Origin of the sequence: Candidatus Brevundimonas phytovorans (assembly GCA_029203145.1) — a bacterium.
GTDB classification, from domain to species: Bacteria; Pseudomonadota; Alphaproteobacteria; order Caulobacterales; family Caulobacteraceae; genus Brevundimonas; species Brevundimonas phytovorans.
The window spans coordinates 1857846-1875127 of sequence record CP119309.1; the positions used below are offsets into that span (position 1 = coordinate 1857846).

Below are 17282 nucleotides of genomic sequence, written 5' to 3' on the forward strand. Positions count from 1 at the left end.
ACGACGCCGCGCCGCAAAACCCGAGCGCCCGTCCCTTTTCGTCAGATTGAGCAAATTCCGTTCGCTCTTAACCCTTTCGCAAAGCGTTCGCAGCGAATGTAAAACTCCATATTGGAGTGCCGGCCGTATGCCGACGATCGAAGTGCTGACCGAGCGCGTGGAGCCTGTGACCCCCGTCACGATGGCGGGCGAGGTCTTCGCTCGCTTCGCGCGTGAACCGGACACCCTGGTCATCCCGGTCGTCGACGGGGATCGCCCCCTTGGCTTGATCGAACGCAGCGACTTTCTGATGAAGCTGGCGGGACCGTTGGGCCAGAGCCTGTACGGCGCGCGTGAAGTCACGCACATCATGGACGACGAGCCCGCCGTGGTCGAAGCCGGCGTCCGCATCGACGCCTTTTCCAACATCATTCTGAAAAGCGGCCCCGGCGCCCTGCTGCGCGGCTTCATCGTCACCCGTGACGGCGCCTATCGCGGCGTCGGTACGGCGGTGGGCTTGCTGCGCGCCGTCAACGCCATCGAGCGCCAACAGAACCGCGACCTGACTGAACAGGTGCGCGCCGCCACCGACGCCACGCTTCAGGCCGCCGCCGCCGCGCGCTCCAAGAGCCAGTTCCTGGGTCTGATGAGCCACGAATTGCGCACCCCGATGAACGGCGTCCGGGCGGTGGCCGAGATGCTGCTGCGCCAACCCCTGAACGACGCCGCCCTGGCGCACGTCCAGACGATCATGGACTCCTCCGAAGCCCTGCTGGACACCTTGCAGGACGCGCTCGACCTGGCCCGCGCCGAGGCCGGCGAACTGACGCTGTCGCCCGCCCCTACCCCTCTGCGGGCCGTGATGGATGAGATCCAGACCCTGTGGACCCCACGGGCGACCCAGGACGGCGTCGCCCTGATGGTCGGCTATGAGGGCGACACCGAACTGGCTGGCGTCCTGGACGGTCCGCGCCTGACCCAGGTGTTCAACACCCTGATCGGTCATGCACTGAAATTCGCCCGCAACGGCATGGTGGAAGCCAGCCTGAAAGCCGTCGTCATCGGCGACCAGGTCCGCCTGGAAGCTCGCGTCCGCGACGACGGACCCGGCATCGAACCCGCCCGCCTGGACACCCTGTTCGAGCATGCCGCCGGACCGGACGGCGGCGGGATCGGCCTGTCGATCTGCCGCCATATCGTCCAGCAGATGGACGGTCGCATCTGGGCCGAGAACAACGCCGGTCGCGGCGCCACCTTCGCCTTCGACCTGTCGGCGCCCCGCGCCATCATCCAGCAGGAGGAGCCGTCGAACGTCTCCACCCTGGATGAACTGGACCTGCAGGCCCGCCCCCATATCCTGATCGCCGACGACAACGCCACCAACCGCGTCGTGGCCCAGGCCCTGTGCGAAATGTTCGGCTGCACCTCGGAAACCGTCGAGGACGGCCAGGAGGCCCTGGAGGCCGTTCAGGCCCGCCCGTTCGACCTGATCCTGATGGACATCAAGATGCCGCGCCTGGACGGGGTTCAGGCGACGCAGGCTATTCGCGCCCTGCCCGGCGACAGCCGCAACATCCCTATCGTGGCCCTGACCGCCAACGCCGATCCCGACGACGCCAAACACTATCTGGCCGTCGGCATGGCCGCCGTGGTCGAGAAACCGATCAAGCCGGAACGCCTGCGCATGGCGATGAACGCGGCCCTCGCCGCCCCTGCCGCAGCGGCCGCGACCGCCCCCGCCGCCCGCAAGCGTCCCGCCGCCTGACCTGACGCCAGCCTTCGATCCTTCACGCCGCCCGGCTCGCCGAGGCGGCCTTTGGTCTATGGACAGGCCTCCCGACGCGCGCCACCAAAGGCGAGCGCTGCGGTGATCTGAGCGACCGCAGACGACCCTTAGACAAAGGACGTCTCGATGACGGATCAGTTCCTGACCACCCTGCTGCCTCAACTCGCCTCGGGCGCGGCCCACACCCACGCCCTGGGCTTTCAATACGAGGGGCTGGAGGGCGACCGGGTGCGGCTGCGGGTTCCCTATCGGGACGACCTGGTCGGCGATCCCGAGACGGGGGTCCTGGCGGGCGGCCTGGTCACGACCTTGCTGGACCATGTCGGCGGCCTGGCGGTCTGGGTCGGGCTGAAGACCTATCAGCCCATCGCCACTCTTGATCTGCGCGTCGACTATATGCGCGCCGCCATTCCTGGCCGGGACCTGATCGCCGAGGCGCGCTGCTATCGGCTGACGCGCAGCATCGGCTTTGTCCGCGCCTGGGCGTTTGAGGACGACCCCGCCGATCCCGTCGCCGCCGCACAGTCGGCCTATGTCATCAGCGCCGAGGGCGACCATCGCGCCGGCGCCAACCTGCGCGCCAGAACCAGCGCCGGAGACGCCGCATGACCGCTCCCCTGCTCGACAGCCTCCCCTACGCCCGCTTCCTCGGCTTGCGGACCCAGTTGAACGGCGACGACCTGACCGTCGTCATGCCCTTCGCGGATCACCTGATCGGCAATCCCATGCTGCCCGCCCTGCACGGCGGATCAACCGCAGCCCTGCTGGAAATGACCGCGGTGGCCCAGGTGTCGCTGAGCTATCCACGCCTGCGCCTGCCGCGCCCGATCAACGTCACCGTGGCCTATCTGCGCTCGGGCCGGCCCGGCGACGTCTTCGCCCAGGCGCGAATCAACAAGGCCGGGCGGCGCGTCGCCCATGTCCTGGCCGAGGCCTGGCAGCAGGGCCGCGACCAGCCCATCGCCGCCCTGACCGCTCACTTCCTGCTGGACGGCGACGATGACGCAACCTGAAGTTGCCGCACACAACTTTGGAATGAATGTAACCCTTGGTAAATAAAAGGCTACCAAACACCCTTAATACGCGTTAAGAAATGACGGTGTTTTCTTTATTGAGGGGTAAAGTCATGGACCGCACTGAAGTGATCGCCAGCGTCGCCGGCGAGCTCTACGCCACCGAAAAAGCGGTGGATGACGCCATCACCCACGCCACCACCCTGGTTCAATCGATGATCGGCGCCCGCGCCGCCCTGTCGATCTCGCCGGTCTCCGGCGCGGGTTCGCAGGCCAAGGCCATCGAGGCCATCATGGCCCTCAGCACCGCCCGCGAAGCCGTCGTGGCCTGCCACGCCGAACTGCAAAAGGACCACCGTCGCCTCGGCTACGGCACCTATGCCGTCGGCCCGCTGAACAAGCCCGACGAGTGGGACAACCGCCCAATGACCCACAAGGGCGATCACCTGCGCGTCGCGTGAAATTCGCGTAATCTTCGGGATCGGCTCTGCGGTTCCTGAATAGTTTGCGCTATGTTGGCCCCCATTGTCGTGACGACGATGGGGGCTTTCGTTGCTAGAAACCATTGCTGCCTATGTCGGCGCCGCTTTCGTCGTGGCCGTTGGTCTGTTTGCCTTTATGAAGGGCGGAGAACCTGAAAAGATTGGCGCGGGCGCCTTTCTGTTTGGTTGGTTCGCCTCCCTCATGGCCCAGACCGCTGGCGGCTATTTTGGCGTTCAGTGGGGGGTCTTCGCCATCGACGTGGTGATGCTGATCATCTTTGGCGCCATGGTCTGGAAGGCGCCGCGATCCTGGCCCGTCTGGGCCTGCGCCCTGCAACTGCTGGCCGTCACCAGCCACATCATGGTCATGCTGGATCTGCGTACGCCGATCTCGGCCTTCTACACCGTGGTCAACATGACCGGCTACGGCATCATGCTGGCGATCGCCATCGGCACCTTCTGGGCCTGGCAGGAACGTCGCGCGATCGGGGCAGAAGCCGACTAGGTGGATATTCCTATCGTCTTGCGATAGTCTGACGGCACGCCTCTCGCCCGGATTCCGCTGTGCCGCTGTCCCACGCCAAGCTCTGGAAGGCCCTTGACGCCCTGGCGCGTCGTGAAGGCGCCTCGCCGTCGGGTCTGGCACGCCGGGCGGGCCTGGACGCGACCAGTTTCAATCCGTCGAAACGCTTCGGGCCCGGCCAACCGCCCCGCCCGCGCTGGCCCTCCACCGAAAGTCTGACCCGGGTGCTGGAGGCTACAGGAACCTCGCTGGGCGCCTTCGCCGCCCTGGCCGACGACGCGCCGCCCGAGGATTACGCCATTCCCCTGCTCGGCCTGGCCCAAGCCGGCGCCGACGGCTTCTTCGACGATGCGGGACTACCCCTGGCCGAGGGCTGGGACCAGACCGCCCTGCCGCGCATGAAGGACAGCCTGCTGAGCCTTCAGATCGCCGGCGATTCCATGACGCCCCTCTATCGCGAAGGCGACAAGGTCATCGTCGATCGCGAGGCGACCGATGTGCGCAAGGGCGACCGGGTCGTGGTGCGCACCACCGGCGGCGAAACCCTGGCCAAGGAAGTGGCTGCGATGAGCGCGCGCGAGGTGACGCTGGCTTCGATCAACCCCGCCTATCCGCCGCGCGCCCTGCCCCGCCGCGACATTCTCTGGATGGCCCGCATCCTCTGGGTCAGTCAGTAAGGCGGCCCGTCCCTATACGAAAAGAGCCGCCCCCGATCGAGGACGGCTCTCTTCAGTCAGACGGTCAGATGCTTAGTTCGGCGCGACATAATGGGCGTTCACCCAGCCGCCGCCCGCGATCTGAACCCACTCGCCCTGAGAGCCCACTGCGGTGAAGGGCTGGCCGGCGCGCAGGCTGCCGGTCTGGCGATAGCTGGCGCCCGGACCCGTGCGGATACGCAGGTTCGAGGTCGCGCGATAGGAGTTGGCGGCCGCCTGGTTAGCCGAGCGGGCGCGCTGCTGGTTGCAGCCGATGTAGGAACCGGCGGCGGCGCCGGCGCCCGCGCCGACCACGGCGCCGAGGGCGCGCTCATTCTTGGACACCTGGCTGCCAGCCAGACCGCCCAGCACGGCGCCGATGGCGGCGCCCGCCTGTTGACGACCGCCCGGGGCGTCGCAGTTGGTGATGCCGTTGGCTTGCGGCATGGCGCTGGCGGTCATCGGCACGGCGGCCGAACCCAGAGCGGCGAACATTGCGGTGGCGGCCAAACCCGCCTTGAAGAACTTGGACATGTCTCTCTCCTGTCATCGACTGTCTTGAGGAGGAGAATGCCTGGCCCAAGGTGAAGGCTCCCGGAGCCTCGCTGTTATATTCGGTTCATGTTTCTTAGGGGGCCTACCGCCCTTCGGGCTACGTGAGGCCATGTGGCCGGGCCTACCGCCCTTCGGGCTACTTGAGGCCATGATGCCAGGGCCTACCGCCCTTCGGGCTACTTGAGGCCATGATGCCAGGGCCTACCGCCCTTCGGGCTACGTGAGGCCATGTGGCCGGCCTCAAAGAAAAAGCCGCCGCGGTTTCCCGCGACGGCTCGGTTCATTCAGTTCCCGGCCAGTTCGCCGTTCGCCCCAGTCTCAATCAGGGCGATGGTCTGCGGCAAACCATAGATGGCCGCGAACGACCCGAAGCGCGGCCCTTGCGAGGCGCCCAGCAGCACCTCATAGAGCGCCTGGAACCAGGCCCGCAGCGGCTCGAACTCATGCGCCTTGCCCACGGCATAGACCTCGCCCTGAATGATCTCGCCGTCGGTCGTGTCGGCCGGAAGAGCCTTCAGACGGTCCGCCAGGTCCAGCAGCGCCGTCTTCTCCTTGTCGTCGGGCAGGCGATAGGTCTTCGAGGGCTTCACGAAGTCCTCGTAGTAGTTCAGCGCATAGCCCATCAGACGGTCCAGAACCGGCTCATTCTCGGGCGTGGCGTCCGGCAGGTATTTGGCGAAATAGGCCCACAGCTGGTCCTTGCTGGAGGCGTTGGCCACGCCCACCAGGTTCAGCAGCAGGGCGAAGGACACCGGCGAGGCGCTCTCGGGCGGCTGACCCGAATGAATGTGCCAGACGGCGTTGTCGATCTGCTTGGCCGGTTCCTGCGTCTTGTACTGCTCGATGAAGGACAGATAATCGTCCGTCGCGCGCGGAATGACGTTGAAATGCAGGCTCTTGGCCGACTTCGGCGACTGGAACATATACCAGCTCAGGCTCTCGGGCGTGCCGTAACGCAGCCACTCGTCCATCGTCAGGCCGTTGCCCTTGGACTTGGAGATCTTCTTGCCCTCGACGTCGAGGAAGAGCTCGTAGTTGAAGCCTTCCGGCGGCGTGCCGCCCAGGGCGCGACAGATCTTGCCGCTCTCGCGCACGCTCTCGATCAGGTCCTTGCCCGACATCTCGTAGTCGACGTCCAGCGCGGTCCAGCGCATGGCCCAGTCGGGCTTCCACTGCAGCTTCACATGGCCGCCGGTGACGGGGACCTCGGTGCGCCCGCCGGCGGGGTCGTCAAACACGATGGTCCCACGCTCGACGTTGCGCTCCAGCGTCGGCACCTGCAGCACATGGCCGGTGATCGGGCTGATCGGCAGGAAGGGCGAATAGGTGGCGCGGCGCTCCTCGCCCAAGGTCGGCAGCATGATGCCCATGACCTTGTCGAAGCGTTCCAAGAGGGTCAGCAGGGTCGCGTCGAACCGGCCCGAGCGATAGGTCTCGGTCGAGGACATGAACTCGTACTCGAAGCCGAAGCCGTCGAGGAAGGCGCGCAGACGGGCGTTGTTGTGCGCGCCGAAGCTGTCGTGCGTGCCGAACGGATCGCGTACCTTGGTCAGCGGCAGATGCAGGTCTTCGCGCAGCATCTCCGGGTTCGGCACGCCCTCCGGCACCTTGCGCAGGCCGTCCATGTCGTCCGAGAAGGCGATCAGGCGCGTGCGCCAGTGGTCGCCGGTCAGGGCGCGGAATGCATTGCGCACCATGGTCGTGCGCGCGACCTCGCCGAACGTGCCCATGTGCGGCAGGCCCGACGGGCCGTAACCCGTCTCCAGGATCACCGGCCGGTTCAGCGCCTCGAAGGTCGCAAGGGCCTCGTCCGCCTTGCCCGCGTCGATCAGCAGCTTCGCCGCATCGCGCTCCGCGTCCGACAGCCGTTTCTTGAGCACGTGGGCCAGCAGGTTGCGCGCTTGCTCAAACGGCCACGAACGGGCCTCACGGGACAGGGTTTCAAGGTTCTGAAGCATCAACGGGCTTTGCAGCCTGGAACGCGCGCGGTCAACCGCAGCGGGCAGATCAGAGCCGCGCCGAGGCGTCCTTGGGGAGTTGCATCAGGTTCTCGAAGGTCATGACCAGGTCGCCGTCCTGATTGCGGACCCAGGTCTTGGTCTTGACCGTGCCCCGGTCGGGGCGGCTCTGCGACGGGGTGACGGCCAGGATTTCGCGGCGAACCGTCAGAATGTCGCCGGGCCGCACCGGGCGCAGCCAGCGCAGGTCGTCGATGCTGAGGCCCAGCATGGGCGTGGCGCCGAAGTGAGCGGCCTCGACATATTCGCGCATGACCCGCGAGGCGACGTGCCAGCCACTGGCGATCAGACCGCCGAACCGGCCCTCGGCGGCGGCGGCGGGGTCGATGTGCATGGGCTGAGGGTCGAACTGCTCGGCGAAGGCGATCACCTCGGCCTCGGTGATGGTGAAGGGCGCGCCCTCCCAGCTTTCGCCGACCGTCAGGTCGTCCAGATAGCGATCGGCCATGTCATCGTCCTCATGCAAACTGAGCCTCAGATAGTCGCTTCGCACGGTGCGGCCAACCGCTCGCCGCCTTGACCCGGCGGCGCGGGCATGGCCTTTGCCCCTCCTCATGCTGACCTCAGATTTCGACTTCGACCTGCCCGATGACTGCATCGCGCTGCGCCCCGCCGAGCCGCGCGATTCCGCGCGTCTGCTGGTGGTCAAGGACGGCGCGCTTCAGGACCGGATCATCCGTGACCTGCCGGACTTCCTGCAACCCGGCGACGCCCTGGTGTTCAACGACACGCGGGTGATCCCGGCGCGCCTGTCCGGCGTGCGCCAAAGGGTCGGACCGGAGGGCGAGACCCTGACCGTCGAGGTCGAGGCCACCCTGCACCACCGCGACGCGCCCGACGTCTGGTCCGCCTTCATGAAGCCGGGCAAGCGGCTGAAGGCCGGCGACCGAGTGAGGTTCGGACGAGAATCTGACGCCGCCTGCGAACTGGGCCGCCTCGACGCCACCGTCGAGGCCAAGGACGAAGACGGCCTGATCACCCTGCGCTTCGACCTGGCCGGGCCGGCGCTGGACGACGCCATTCGCGACGTCGGGGTCATGCCCCTGCCCCCCTATATCGCGGCCAAGCGGCCTGAGGACGACCGCGACCTTAAGGACTATCAGACGGTCTTCGCCACCTATGACGGCTCGGTCGCCGCGCCGACGGCGGGGTTGCACTTCACCCCCGCCCTGCTGGAGGCCATCCGCGCGCGCGGCGTCAGCACCCACGCCGTGACCCTGCACGTCGGCGCCGGCACCTTCCTGCCGGTCAAGGCCGACGACACCGCCGACCACAAGATGCACAGCGAGTGGGGCGAGGTCTCGCCCGAGACCGCCGCAGCCCTGAACGCCGTGCGCGCCGCCGGCGGCCGCATCGTCTGCGTCGGCACCACCTCGCTTCGTCTGCTGGAAAGCGCCACCACCGAGGACGGCGTGGTCCAGCCCTTCCACGGCGACACCGCCATCTTCATCACGCCCGGCTACCGCTTCCGCGCCTGCGACGTGCTGATGACCAACTTCCACCTGCCCAAGTCGACCCTCTTCATGCTGGTCAGCGCCTTCGCCGGGCTGGAGACCATGCGCGCCGCCTACGCCCACGCCATCGACAACGGCTATCGCTTCTATTCCTATGGCGACGGGAGCCTGCTGTTCAGGAACGACGCATGATCGACGATCTGCCCGACGATTTCGCCGCCTCGCTCGACATCCTCGCCTCGGCGGCGACCGAGATGCAGGACCCGTGGTGGATCTTCGGCGGCGCGGCCATGGTGCTGTGGGGCCTGCGCGACTGGCGCGCGCCCGACATCGACGTCCTGTGCAGCCCGCGCGATGCGCGTCGCCTGATCGAGGCCCTGCACGGACAGGTCACGCCAGATCCCGGCGAAGGCCTGTTCCGGTCGCAGGTCTTCGGCCAGATCCTGACCACGCCGGTGCCGCTGGACGTCATGGCGGACATGGATGTGCGGGCCGGCGGCGACTGGGTTCCCGTCACCTTCTCTACCCGCGTGCCGATCGTGCTGGAGGACTTCACCGTCTTCACCCCGTCGATCAGCGAGCAGATCGAGACCTGCCGCCTGTTCGGCCGTCCCAAGGACCTGCAACGCGCCGAAATGCTGGAAAGCCTGCGGAGCTGATCGCCCCTCTTAATCCTCCCCCGTTTACGGGGGAGGGGGACCGCGAAGCGGTAGAGGGGGCGACTGCAAGCACATCCCTGGCCCAACGGCACATACCAAAGCCCAGTTTATCCAGCTTCAGCGCCCGTGCTCGCCCCCTCCACCATGCTGCGCATGGTCCCCCTCCCCCGCTTCGCAAGGGAGGATCGCATCCAAGCTTGATGACAGGCGCGCCGTTCCGTGGTTGAGCACTCACAAATTCCGGCGCGCCGGGATGAGCGGAGTTCACTGTTGCCCTTTCCCTTCCAGATCAACGCCACCGAAGGCCGCGCCCGCACCGGGGTGCTGAAGACCACGCGCGGCGACATCCGCACCCCAGCCTTCATGCCCGTCGGCACGGCCGCCACGGTCAAGGCGCTGACGGTGGATCAGGTCAAGCAGACCGGCGCGGACATCCTGCTGGGCAACACCTATCACCTGATGCTGCGCCCCGGCCCGGAGCGGATGGAGCGCCTCGGCGGGCTGCACAACTTCATGCGCTGGGACAAGCCGATCCTGACGGACTCCGGCGGCTTTCAGGTCATGAGCCTGTCGGGCATTTCCAAGCTGACGGAGGAGGCCGTGACCTTCTCCAGCCATATCGACGGCTCCAAACACGTCCTGACGCCGGAACGCTCGATCCAGATTCAGGCCGACCGCCTGGGCTCCGACATCGTCATGCAACTGGACGAATGCGTCGCCTGGCCCGCCGAGGAAAAGCGCGCCCGTCAGGGCATGGAGCTGTCGGCCCGCTGGGCGCAGCGCTCCAAGAACGCCTTTGGAACCCGCGACACCCAAGCCCTGTTCGGCATCCAGCAGGGCTCGACCTATGAGAACCTGCGCCGCGAATCCTCGGAGCGCCTGCAAGAGATCGGCTTCGACGGCTATGCGCTAGGCGGTCTGGCCGTAGGCGAGGGCCATGAGGCCATGTGCGAGGTGCTGGACTATGCGCCGGAGTTCCTGCCCAAGGACCGCCCGCGCTATCTGATGGGCGTGGGCAAGCCCATTGATCTGGTCGAGGCAGTCTATCGCGGCGTCGACATGTTCGACTGCGTCCTGCCGACCCGCGCCGGTCGCCACGGTCAGGCCTGGACCTGGGACGGACCGATCAACCTGAAGAACGCCCGCTTCGCCGAGGATCAAGACCCGCTGGACATGGGCGTGCCCTGCCCCGCGTCCAACGACTATTCAAAGGCTTATCTGCACCACCTGATCCGCGCCGACGAGATTCTCGGCAAGGTGCTGCTCAGCTGGCACAACATCGCCTTCTATCAGGCCCTGACGGCGGCCATGCGCGAGGCCATCAGCGAAGGTCGTTTCGAGCAGTTCCGCCGCGACTTCCGCGCCCGTCACGTCAAGGCCTAGTTGCGGCCTCTGCGCGGCACGAACCCCGCTGGCGCCGCCGGCGGGGCGCAGTTGCGCTGCATCCCCACGCCTTTGAGGAAGGCGCGACGGCGCAGCCCGGCCTGGATGGCCGACTGCACATGCTTGCTGTGGGCGTCCGCGCCGGTCAGGCGTCGCACCCAGCTGCGCGCCGGGATGAAGTCCGTCACCGCCCCGCGCACCGCGTCCAGCGTGGCCGAGGCCGCCGCATCCGCCGCCCGCTCGCTCAGATACGACCCGTCCTGCGACGGCGGCGCGTCCGCATCCGGGCCCAGGGCTTCGTCCAGGCGCGCGATCTCCGCGGCGATGGTGCGGCAGTGGTTCAGATTGCGCAGATCATAGGGGCTGGCTTCCGCCTGCAAGAGAATGGTCGGTATCTCCTGCCGCCGCAGGTTCAGATCATCCAGCGGCGCCGTGACGGCGTCGCCAAAACCCGCCCCGACCTGCTCGGCCCCGCCCCGCGCTGACGCCCCCGCATTGCATCCGGCCAGGGCCAGCGAAAGGGAAGCAGCGGATACGGCGAGGAAAATAAAACGCATGCCGCCTTAGATCACGCCGCGCCGCAAGGGTGAAGCCTAGGCCCGCCCCTCAGCTCGCCGAGTAGCTGGTCTTGGTCTGGGTGTAGAAATCCGCGGCCGCGAAGCCCTGCTCGCGCGGGCCATAGCTGGACTTCTTCGTGCCGCCGAAGGGCACGTGATAGTCGACCCCGGCGGTGGCCAGGTTGACCATGGTCATGCCGGCCTTGGCGTTGCGCTGGAAGTCGCGGGCGTGTTTCAGCGACTGGGTGACGATGCCCGCCGACAGGCCGAACTCGACGCCGTTGGCCACGGCCAGAGCCTCTTCGTAGCTGGCCACGCGGATGGTCGAGGCGACCGGGCCGAAGACCTCCTCGGTGTTGATGCGCGCGTCCGGCAGGGTGTCGGCGATCAGGGTGGGCTGGACGTACCAGCCGGGCTTGTCGAGCGTCAGCCGCTCGCCCCCGGTGACGATCCGGCCGCCGCCTTCCCTGGCGATGTCGATGTAGCTGTAGGAGACCTCGCGCTGGGCCTCGGTCACCGCCGGGCCCATCTGGGTGTTGGGGTCCAGCGCGTCGCCGACCCGCAAGGCCGCCACCTTTTCGGCCAGAAGGGCCACGAAGCGGTCGTGGATCCCGTCCTGCACGATCAGGCGGCTCGACGCCGTGCAGCGCTGGCCGGTGGCGAAGAAGCTGCCGTCGAGGGCGATGGCGACCGCCCGCTCCAGATCAGCGTCGTCCAGAACAATCAGCGGGTTCTTGCCGCCCATCTCCAGCTGCACGCGCGCCTGACGCTTCATCGCCCCCTCGGCCACGCCCGCGCCAACGCCCTGCGAGCCGGTGAAGCTGACGCCGTCCACACCGGGATGGGCGACGATGGCGCGGCCCACGTCGCCGTCGCCGATGACCATGTTGACCACGCCCCTGGGCAGACCCGCCTCATGCAGGATGGCGATCAGAGCCTCAGCGGTGGCGGGCGTCGGCCCGGCGGGCTTGAGGACGACCGTGTTGCCGAAGGCGATGGCCGGGGCGATTTTCCACGCCGGAATGGCGATGGGGAAGTTCCACGGCGTGATCAGGCCGAAGACGCCGACCGGCTGGCGATAGGTCTGGATTTCCACGCCCGGACGGGTCGAGGCCAGGTTCTGGCCGTGAAGCCGCAGGGCCTCGCCCGCGAAATACTTCAGGATGCGGGCCGCGCGCATCGTCTCGCCAACGCCTTCCGCCAGGGTCTTGCCCTCCTCGCGCGACAGCAGGCGGCCGACGACCTCGCGGCGCTCCATCAGCAGCGCCCCGGCCCGGTCGAGCACATCGAAGCGCACCTCCGGCGAGGCGTCGGCCCAGGCCGGGAAGGCGGCGCGCGCGGCCTGCACCGCCTGATCCACCTCGGCGGCCCCGCCCTTCGGCGTGCGCGCCACGACCTCGCGCGTGTCAGACGGATTCAGGCTCTCGCCCGACAGATCCCCGCCGACCTTCTCGCCGCCAATCCAGTGCGTGAGTTGAAGCGCGTCGGTCATGGGAAATCCTTTCACAGAGAGGCAGCACGGCGACGGACCGGCCTGCCCCGCTTTCGAGGAGATCATTAGCAGAGCAAGCGGGCGTGTCAGCCCATGCCTTGCCGTTCGGCATCGGCAATATCGCGCTGCGTCAGCGCCGGTCGGCGCCCACGGATGGAAGGGTCGGCGTCTCCAGGCGTGCGAGCGCTTCACGCGCGGTCCGCGCCCTGAACTCGAAACCAGCGGCGATGCGGTCCACCGTTCGCCTCACCTCGTCCTCGCGTTCGGCGGCGGGCCGCTGCCTATCAATCAGACGACGGATATGGTCGAGCGAAATATCAAGGGAGCGCAACAGCACGATTTCCTGCGCCAAGGTGCACTGCATCGGGGAATAGAGGCGCTTGAGCCGGCTGGTTCGCGTCGGTTGCAGCAGGCCAAGGGCCTCATAGAAGCGCAATGCGCGCTGACTGGCGCCCGTCGCGCGAGACAGGTCCGAGATCGACGCGACCGGCAAGATGTCCAGGTCGGCGACGCAAGCGGAGGGCTGCCTGGATCGGTCAGGAAGACGCATCACTCTTGCCTCCGCCTCACTCGCGACAGGATCGCGATGGGCGGTTCGGCTGGCGCGAGACGTCTGCCCCATCGCAGTCACGTCGAGAGATTGAGGATCAAGCCGTCCAGATCCTCGGTGACGACGATCTGGCAGGACAGGCGGGACGAGGCCGGGACGTAGCCCTCGACAAACTCCAGAAGAGCCGTCTCATCCTCGCTGGCCGAGCCAACGCTGTCGCGCCAGATCTGATCTACGTGGACGTGACAGGTGCCGCACGACATGGACCCGCCGCATTCGGCGTCGATCCCGGGCACCGCCGCGCCGACCGCCGCCGACATCAGGCTGGAGCCAGGCCGGGCCTGAACGCTCTGCCGGCTTCCGTCGGACTGGATGAAAATCACTTTCGGCATATCAACTCTTCACTCAGGTCTAGGCGCGCGACGGCGGACGTCAGGCGTGGACGCCGCCGTCAACCCGCACGATTTCACCGCTCATGAAGGCGGAATCGTCGGACGCCAGCATGGCGATCACGGCGGCGACCTGCGCCGGTTCGCCCACCTGGAAGTCGGGCCGGGCCAGGTGCATGTAGAGCGACATGTCCACGCCTTCCGGGAAGCCGCTCTGGATCTGCTCGGTCATCGGCGTGGCGATTCCGCCGGGCGCCACTGCGTTCACCCGCACGCCGCGCTTGATATATTCCCAGGCTAGGGTGCGCGTCATAGCCGCGACGCCCCCCTTGGAGGCGGCATAGGCCGCCATATAGGCGTGGCCGAAGAAGCTGGCCGTCGACGCGGCATTGACGATCGCGCCGCCCGTCTTCTCAAGCAGGGGCAGAGCTTCCCGGCAGCAGATGAAGGCGCCGACCAGGTTGACGTCCAACATGGCGCGGAACGCCTCGACGGTGGTCTCGGTCGTATGGCTCGCCTTCAGCACGCCCGCCAGATTGATCAGGCCGTGCAACGGCCCTTCCTCGGCGACCGTGCGGAACAGGGCTGTGACGGCGGCTTCGTCCGCCACCGACAGCACATGACAGGTCACGCCGCCGCCGGCCTGGGCCGCCGTCTCCTTGAGCCCCGGCTCGGACAGATCGACGGCGACCACCGTCGCCCCCTCCTGCACCAGCCGCAGCACCGTGGCCCGCCCGATCCCCGAGGCGGCGCCCGTCACCACCAGTCGACGGCCCGTAAAACGTTTGCAATCGGACATGACGATCCCGATCAGGCTGCGGGTGACAAGAACTGGACGATCTCGAGAAGATGGCCTTCCGGATCCCGGATGAAGCCGACGCGAATGCCCATCTCCGGCATGTCGCGGATGGGATCGGCGAGCGAACCGCCGGCCGCCACGGCCTCCGCAACGACGGCGTCAAGGTCGGCCACCGTGAAGCCGACGATCATTTCACCGCCGGCGGGCGTGGGTGCGTCGTCAAAGGCCAGCAGCACAAAGGTGGCGCCGCCCTCATGGGTGGGCTTGTACATCACTTCGCGAATAGTCCGCCCGGCAATGGCGTCCTCTACGCGCGCCAGCTCTTCAAGACGGAAGACCCGACTATAGAAGGTCGCAGACCGGTCCAAATCCGCAACGATCAACTTGCTGAAGTTGAATGAATAACCATTGCCGATAATCATGCTGACGAACCCTGAATTCTTGGAAAAGACCGCCCGGCGCCATGCGCCGTGCGGAAGTCGAGGGAGGCCGCCTATCGGCGGCGATTGCCCTAGAAACTGACGCGGAGGGAGACGCCGATTTCACGGGGCGTATTCACGGACACCTGACGGTAGCCGGAATTCAGCGAAGGACCGGGCGAGAGGGTGAAGTCAGGGTTGAGGACGCTGGTCTGCTTCAGATAGTTGCCGTCCGCAGCGGATCGCACGGCGGTTTCGTCAAACAGGTTTTTGGCGAAGATCGACAGCTCCCACCCCTGTTCCGAGCGAACGCCCAGATAGAGATTCACCAACGCCAAGGCGTCGTACTCATAGTCGATCAGATCGGAATCGAAGCCCGGGCTGTAGGTCACCAGCCCCCGGATGAAGGGCTCCAGCGAACCCATCGGAGCGAGGCGGTACTCGGAATTCGCCGACAGCTGGAACGGGGATTGGTCCCCCATCTTGCCCGTTGCATCACAGAAGGAGGCCTGCTGACCAATCGGGACGAAGATGTCGCCCGCGCCATTGACCTGGTTGCAGGGGCGTGCCCCGCCATCGAACTGCGCGTCGGTATAGCTGGCCGAAGCCGAGATGTCCCATGACGACGAGGGCTTGCCCCAGACCGTCGCCTCAATACCCTTCACGATAGCGTCGGCGTTGTAGTTCACCTTGAGTACGGAATCGATGATGCCGTTTCGTCCGCTGGCCATCCGGATCATCTCAGGGGTACGGGCGATGTAGTTGTCGAAGGTCTGGTAGAAGGCGTTGACTGTGAAGCTCATGCGTCGGTCAAACATATTGCCCTTCAGACCGATCTCGAAGGCGTCCGAGATTTCGTCGTCGGTGATGACCAGGTTGTCGTCCAGCGGCGCCGTATTGCCCACAGCCGCGGAACCCGCCCGGAAGGACCGGCCGTAGCTGCCGTAGGCGCTGATCGCGTCGGTGAACTTGTAGACCAGGCTCGCGCCGCCCGTGACCGCCTCCACCGTGCGGCGCGCCTTATCCTCCGGCAGGGTCGGATAGCCGTCCAGCACCACCGCGCCGCCGGCGTCCACCGTCAGGAAGCTCTGCTGATAGGACTTGTAGCGCGTGTAACGCAGCCCGCCATTGAACTGCAGCCGATCCGACAGGTCATAGGTGACGCTGGCGAAGGCCGAAGTGCTGCGCGTCTCAGTCGGTGAGGAGATGTCCACGATGACGGGACTGATCGTGTAGAGCGGGAAGGTTGAGATGACGCCCAATTCCGCCGGCAGACCCATCATGAATGCGGGCAGGCCGCTCAGCAGGGTGTCGGTGCGCTGATGCACGGTCACAGGCGTCGACAAAGTCTCCTGAAAGTTGGCGCCGACCTGGAAGTTGAGCGGTCCCGCCAGGTCCGAGGCATAGCGCAGCTCGAGGTAGGTGTTGTCATAGGGGATGACGAGTTCCTGATACTCGTCGTAGTTCGGGACAGCGTTGCCTATGTCGTAGTCCAGCCGCTGATCCAGGTTGCCCTTCATCTTGGACGCGTTGAGGGACAGCGAGCCCGAACCGATCGTCCAGTCCGCGCCGAAGGTCAGCAGGTCGTACTCGCGATCAAACGTCGCCGGTCCGTCCGTGACTGAAATCCGATCGGCGGGACCGGCGGCTGGGCCATTGGGAACAAAGGTAATGTCTGGGAGCGGCCCCTCGGGCAGAACGGCTCCGGTTCCGATCACCTGGGGATACTGACGATCTTCGGATTCCAGCCGCTGATAGGCCAGATTGACGGTCACGGCGTCGGTCGGCTTGGCCAGCAAGGACAGCCTGAAGCTCTGCGTATGACCCTCGGAATCGTCGTTGCGGATCACATTGTGCACGCCGTTGACTGGATTGCGGTCGTCCAGGAAGGCCAGGCGAACGCCCAGGCGGTCCGTCACAAGGGGAACAGAGACACCGCCCTGGAAGTTGGTTGCATCCTGATCTGTCGCCGTGGCCTGAACATAGCCTTCGAGCCCATCAAGGCTGGGCTGGCGCGAGACCATGGTGATGGCGCCGCCCGGCGCCGTCCGACCCCGGAGAACCCCCTGAGGACCGCGCAGGATTTCAATCTGGCCGATGTCGTAGATGGCGGACATGATCAGCTGCGGATCAACGGGATTTTCGTTGAAATAGATGTCTACGGAGGGCGCAGTGCCCGAGTCAGGGTCGTAGGCGATGCCGCGCAGGGTGGCGGTGTTCGAGCGCCCGTCCTTGTTGGTCATGGTCAGACCGGGTGCGAGTTGCTGCACATCCTTGGCGTCAAGAATGCTCAGTTGTTCGAGTTGTTCGCCGGTCGCCACATCCACGGCGAGGGGCACATCCTTCAGCAGGCGGGCGTTGCGGGTCGCGGTGACCACGACGTCGGAGACGGTGGAGGTCGGCTCTTGCGCTGTCTGCGCCTCGGCCCCTGTCGCCAGGGCCACGCCTGCTGCACTGCAAAGCAGGGCCGCGATCAGGCTACTCGACTTGATCATTATATTTCCTTCCCCTGAGTCAAACGGGCGCTTA

At 66.5% G+C, this 17282-nt stretch carries 19 protein-coding genes; 9 read left to right on the forward strand and 10 right to left on the reverse strand.

Annotated elements, in window-relative coordinates:
• Window positions 1–127: 127 nt before the first annotated feature.
• The 6 genes from P0Y52_09155 to P0Y52_09180 all read left to right on the forward strand — a co-directional run bounded on the left by P0Y52_09155 (window position 128) and on the right by P0Y52_09180 (window position 4460).
• Window positions 128–1744 (forward strand): response regulator, encoded by a 1617-nt coding sequence (locus tag P0Y52_09155; protein WEK56717.1) that lies wholly within the window; start codon window positions 128–130, stop codon window positions 1742–1744.
• A gap of 147 nt (window positions 1745–1891) precedes the next feature.
• Complete coding sequence (locus P0Y52_09160; protein WEK56718.1) at window positions 1892–2374, forward strand: PaaI family thioesterase; 483 nt, start codon at window positions 1892–1894, stop codon at window positions 2372–2374.
• The gene (locus tag P0Y52_09165; protein WEK56719.1) at window positions 2371–2778 is read left to right on the forward strand and encodes a PaaI family thioesterase; all 408 of its coding nucleotides are present in this window, start codon (window positions 2371–2373) and stop codon (window positions 2776–2778) included. The genes P0Y52_09160 and P0Y52_09165 overlap by 4 nt, the downstream gene beginning before the upstream one ends.
• Window positions 2779–2891: 113 nt before the next feature.
• On the forward strand, window positions 2892–3239 hold the full coding sequence (locus tag P0Y52_09170) for a hypothetical protein (GenBank protein ID WEK56720.1): 348 nt from the start codon (window positions 2892–2894) through the stop codon (window positions 3237–3239).
• 223 nt (window positions 3240–3462) lie between these two features.
• The gene (locus tag P0Y52_09175) at window positions 3463–3765 is read left to right on the forward strand and encodes a hypothetical protein (protein ID WEK56721.1); all 303 of its coding nucleotides are present in this window, start codon (window positions 3463–3465) and stop codon (window positions 3763–3765) included.
• Between the two features lie 59 nt (window positions 3766–3824).
• Window positions 3825–4460 (forward strand): helix-turn-helix transcriptional regulator, encoded by a 636-nt coding sequence (locus tag P0Y52_09180; protein WEK56722.1) that lies wholly within the window; start codon window positions 3825–3827, stop codon window positions 4458–4460.
• A gap of 72 nt (window positions 4461–4532) precedes the next feature.
• On the opposite strand, the gene P0Y52_09185 is transcribed toward P0Y52_09180, so the two are convergent.
• The 3 genes from P0Y52_09185 to P0Y52_09195 all read right to left on the reverse strand — a co-directional run bounded on the left by P0Y52_09185 (window position 4533) and on the right by P0Y52_09195 (window position 7499).
• On the reverse strand, window positions 4533–5012 hold the full coding sequence (locus P0Y52_09185) for an SH3 domain-containing protein (GenBank protein ID WEK56723.1): 480 nt from the start codon (window positions 5010–5012) through the stop codon (window positions 4533–4535).
• 305 nt (window positions 5013–5317) lie between these two features.
• Complete coding sequence (locus P0Y52_09190) at window positions 5318–6991, reverse strand: lysine--tRNA ligase (GenBank protein WEK56724.1); 1674 nt, start codon at window positions 6989–6991, stop codon at window positions 5318–5320.
• A gap of 49 nt (window positions 6992–7040) precedes the next feature.
• Window positions 7041–7499 carry a MaoC family dehydratase gene (locus P0Y52_09195; protein ID WEK56725.1) on the reverse strand — a complete coding sequence of 153 codons (459 nt, stop codon included), beginning with the start codon at window positions 7497–7499 and terminating at the stop codon, window positions 7041–7043.
• Window positions 7500–7605: 106 nt separating this feature from the next.
• On the opposite strand from P0Y52_09195, the gene queA reads away from it, so the two are divergent.
• The 3 genes from queA (at window position 7606) to tgt (ending at window position 10547) form a co-directional block, all read left to right on the forward strand.
• The gene (gene queA, locus P0Y52_09200; GenBank protein WEK56726.1) at window positions 7606–8697 is read left to right on the forward strand and encodes a tRNA preQ1(34) S-adenosylmethionine ribosyltransferase-isomerase QueA; all 1092 of its coding nucleotides are present in this window, start codon (window positions 7606–7608) and stop codon (window positions 8695–8697) included.
• The gene (locus tag P0Y52_09205; GenBank protein WEK56727.1) at window positions 8694–9164 is read left to right on the forward strand and encodes a hypothetical protein; all 471 of its coding nucleotides are present in this window, start codon (window positions 8694–8696) and stop codon (window positions 9162–9164) included. Before queA ends, P0Y52_09205 begins: the two co-directional genes overlap by 4 nt.
• Window positions 9165–9431: 267 nt before the next feature.
• Window positions 9432–10547 carry a tRNA guanosine(34) transglycosylase Tgt gene (tgt, locus tag P0Y52_09210; GenBank protein WEK59470.1) on the forward strand — a complete coding sequence of 372 codons (1116 nt, stop codon included), beginning with the start codon at window positions 9432–9434 and terminating at the stop codon, window positions 10545–10547.
• Here tgt and P0Y52_09215 read toward each other — a convergent pair.
• The 7 genes from P0Y52_09215 to P0Y52_09245 all read right to left on the reverse strand — a co-directional run bounded on the left by P0Y52_09215 (window position 10544) and on the right by P0Y52_09245 (window position 17248).
• Window positions 10544–11104, reverse strand: coding sequence for a hypothetical protein (locus tag P0Y52_09215; protein ID WEK56728.1), 561 nt, complete (start codon window positions 11102–11104; stop codon window positions 10544–10546). The two genes, tgt and P0Y52_09215, sit on opposite strands and share 4 nt — an antisense overlap.
• A gap of 49 nt (window positions 11105–11153) precedes the next feature.
• Window positions 11154–12596, reverse strand: a complete 1443-nt coding sequence (locus P0Y52_09220; protein ID WEK56729.1) for an aldehyde dehydrogenase family protein — start codon at window positions 12594–12596, stop codon at window positions 11154–11156.
• Window positions 12597–12726: 130 nt separating this feature from the next.
• On the reverse strand, window positions 12727–13146 hold the full coding sequence (locus P0Y52_09225; protein ID WEK56730.1) for a MerR family transcriptional regulator: 420 nt from the start codon (window positions 13144–13146) through the stop codon (window positions 12727–12729).
• Between the two features lie 77 nt (window positions 13147–13223).
• Window positions 13224–13538: a 2Fe-2S iron-sulfur cluster-binding protein gene (locus P0Y52_09230; protein WEK56731.1), complete on the reverse strand. Its 315-nt coding sequence runs from the start codon at window positions 13536–13538 to the stop codon at window positions 13224–13226.
• A 40-nt stretch (window positions 13539–13578) separates the two neighbouring features.
• Window positions 13579–14334, reverse strand: coding sequence for an SDR family NAD(P)-dependent oxidoreductase (locus tag P0Y52_09235; protein WEK56732.1), 756 nt, complete (start codon window positions 14332–14334; stop codon window positions 13579–13581).
• Between the two features lie 11 nt (window positions 14335–14345).
• Complete coding sequence (locus P0Y52_09240; protein WEK56733.1) at window positions 14346–14756, reverse strand: VOC family protein; 411 nt, start codon at window positions 14754–14756, stop codon at window positions 14346–14348.
• Window positions 14757–14845: 89 nt separating this feature from the next.
• Entirely contained in the window at window positions 14846–17248 is a 2403-nt protein-coding gene (locus P0Y52_09245; GenBank protein ID WEK56734.1) for a TonB-dependent receptor, read from the reverse strand.
• Window positions 17249–17282 lie beyond the last annotated feature (34 nt).

Coding starts and splice junctions, on each gene's coding strand:
- P0Y52_09165 (WEK56719.1), top strand. CDS start 2,371: ATGACCGCTCCCCTGCTCGACAGCCTCCCCTACGCCCGCTTCCTCGGC.
- P0Y52_09190 (WEK56724.1), bottom strand. CDS start 6,991: ATGCTTCAGAACCTTGAAACCCTGTCCCGTGAGGCCCGTTCGTGGCCG.
- P0Y52_09225 (WEK56730.1), bottom strand. CDS start 13,146: ATGCGTCTTCCTGACCGATCCAGGCAGCCCTCCGCTTGCGTCGCCGAC.
- P0Y52_09185 (WEK56723.1), bottom strand. CDS start 5,012: ATGTCCAAGTTCTTCAAGGCGGGTTTGGCCGCCACCGCAATGTTCGCC.
- P0Y52_09155 (WEK56717.1), top strand. CDS start 128: ATGCCGACGATCGAAGTGCTGACCGAGCGCGTGGAGCCTGTGACCCCC.
- P0Y52_09175 (WEK56721.1), top strand. CDS start 3,463: ATGGCCCAGACCGCTGGCGGCTATTTTGGCGTTCAGTGGGGGGTCTTC.
- P0Y52_09235 (WEK56732.1), bottom strand. CDS start 14,334: ATGTCCGATTGCAAACGTTTTACGGGCCGTCGACTGGTGGTGACGGGC.
- P0Y52_09170 (WEK56720.1), top strand. CDS start 2,892: ATGGACCGCACTGAAGTGATCGCCAGCGTCGCCGGCGAGCTCTACGCC.
- P0Y52_09220 (WEK56729.1), bottom strand. CDS start 12,596: ATGACCGACGCGCTTCAACTCACGCACTGGATTGGCGGCGAGAAGGTC.
- queA (WEK56726.1), top strand. CDS start 7,606: ATGCTGACCTCAGATTTCGACTTCGACCTGCCCGATGACTGCATCGCG.
- P0Y52_09215 (WEK56728.1), bottom strand. CDS start 11,104: ATGCGTTTTATTTTCCTCGCCGTATCCGCTGCTTCCCTTTCGCTGGCC.
- P0Y52_09160 (WEK56718.1), top strand. CDS start 1,892: ATGACGGATCAGTTCCTGACCACCCTGCTGCCTCAACTCGCCTCGGGC.
- P0Y52_09230 (WEK56731.1), bottom strand. CDS start 13,538: ATGCCGAAAGTGATTTTCATCCAGTCCGACGGAAGCCGGCAGAGCGTT.
- P0Y52_09240 (WEK56733.1), bottom strand. CDS start 14,756: ATGATTATCGGCAATGGTTATTCATTCAACTTCAGCAAGTTGATCGTT.
- P0Y52_09195 (WEK56725.1), bottom strand. CDS start 7,499: ATGGCCGATCGCTATCTGGACGACCTGACGGTCGGCGAAAGCTGGGAG.
- P0Y52_09245 (WEK56734.1), bottom strand. CDS start 17,248: ATGATCAAGTCGAGTAGCCTGATCGCGGCCCTGCTTTGCAGTGCAGCA.
- P0Y52_09205 (WEK56727.1), top strand. CDS start 8,694: ATGATCGACGATCTGCCCGACGATTTCGCCGCCTCGCTCGACATCCTC.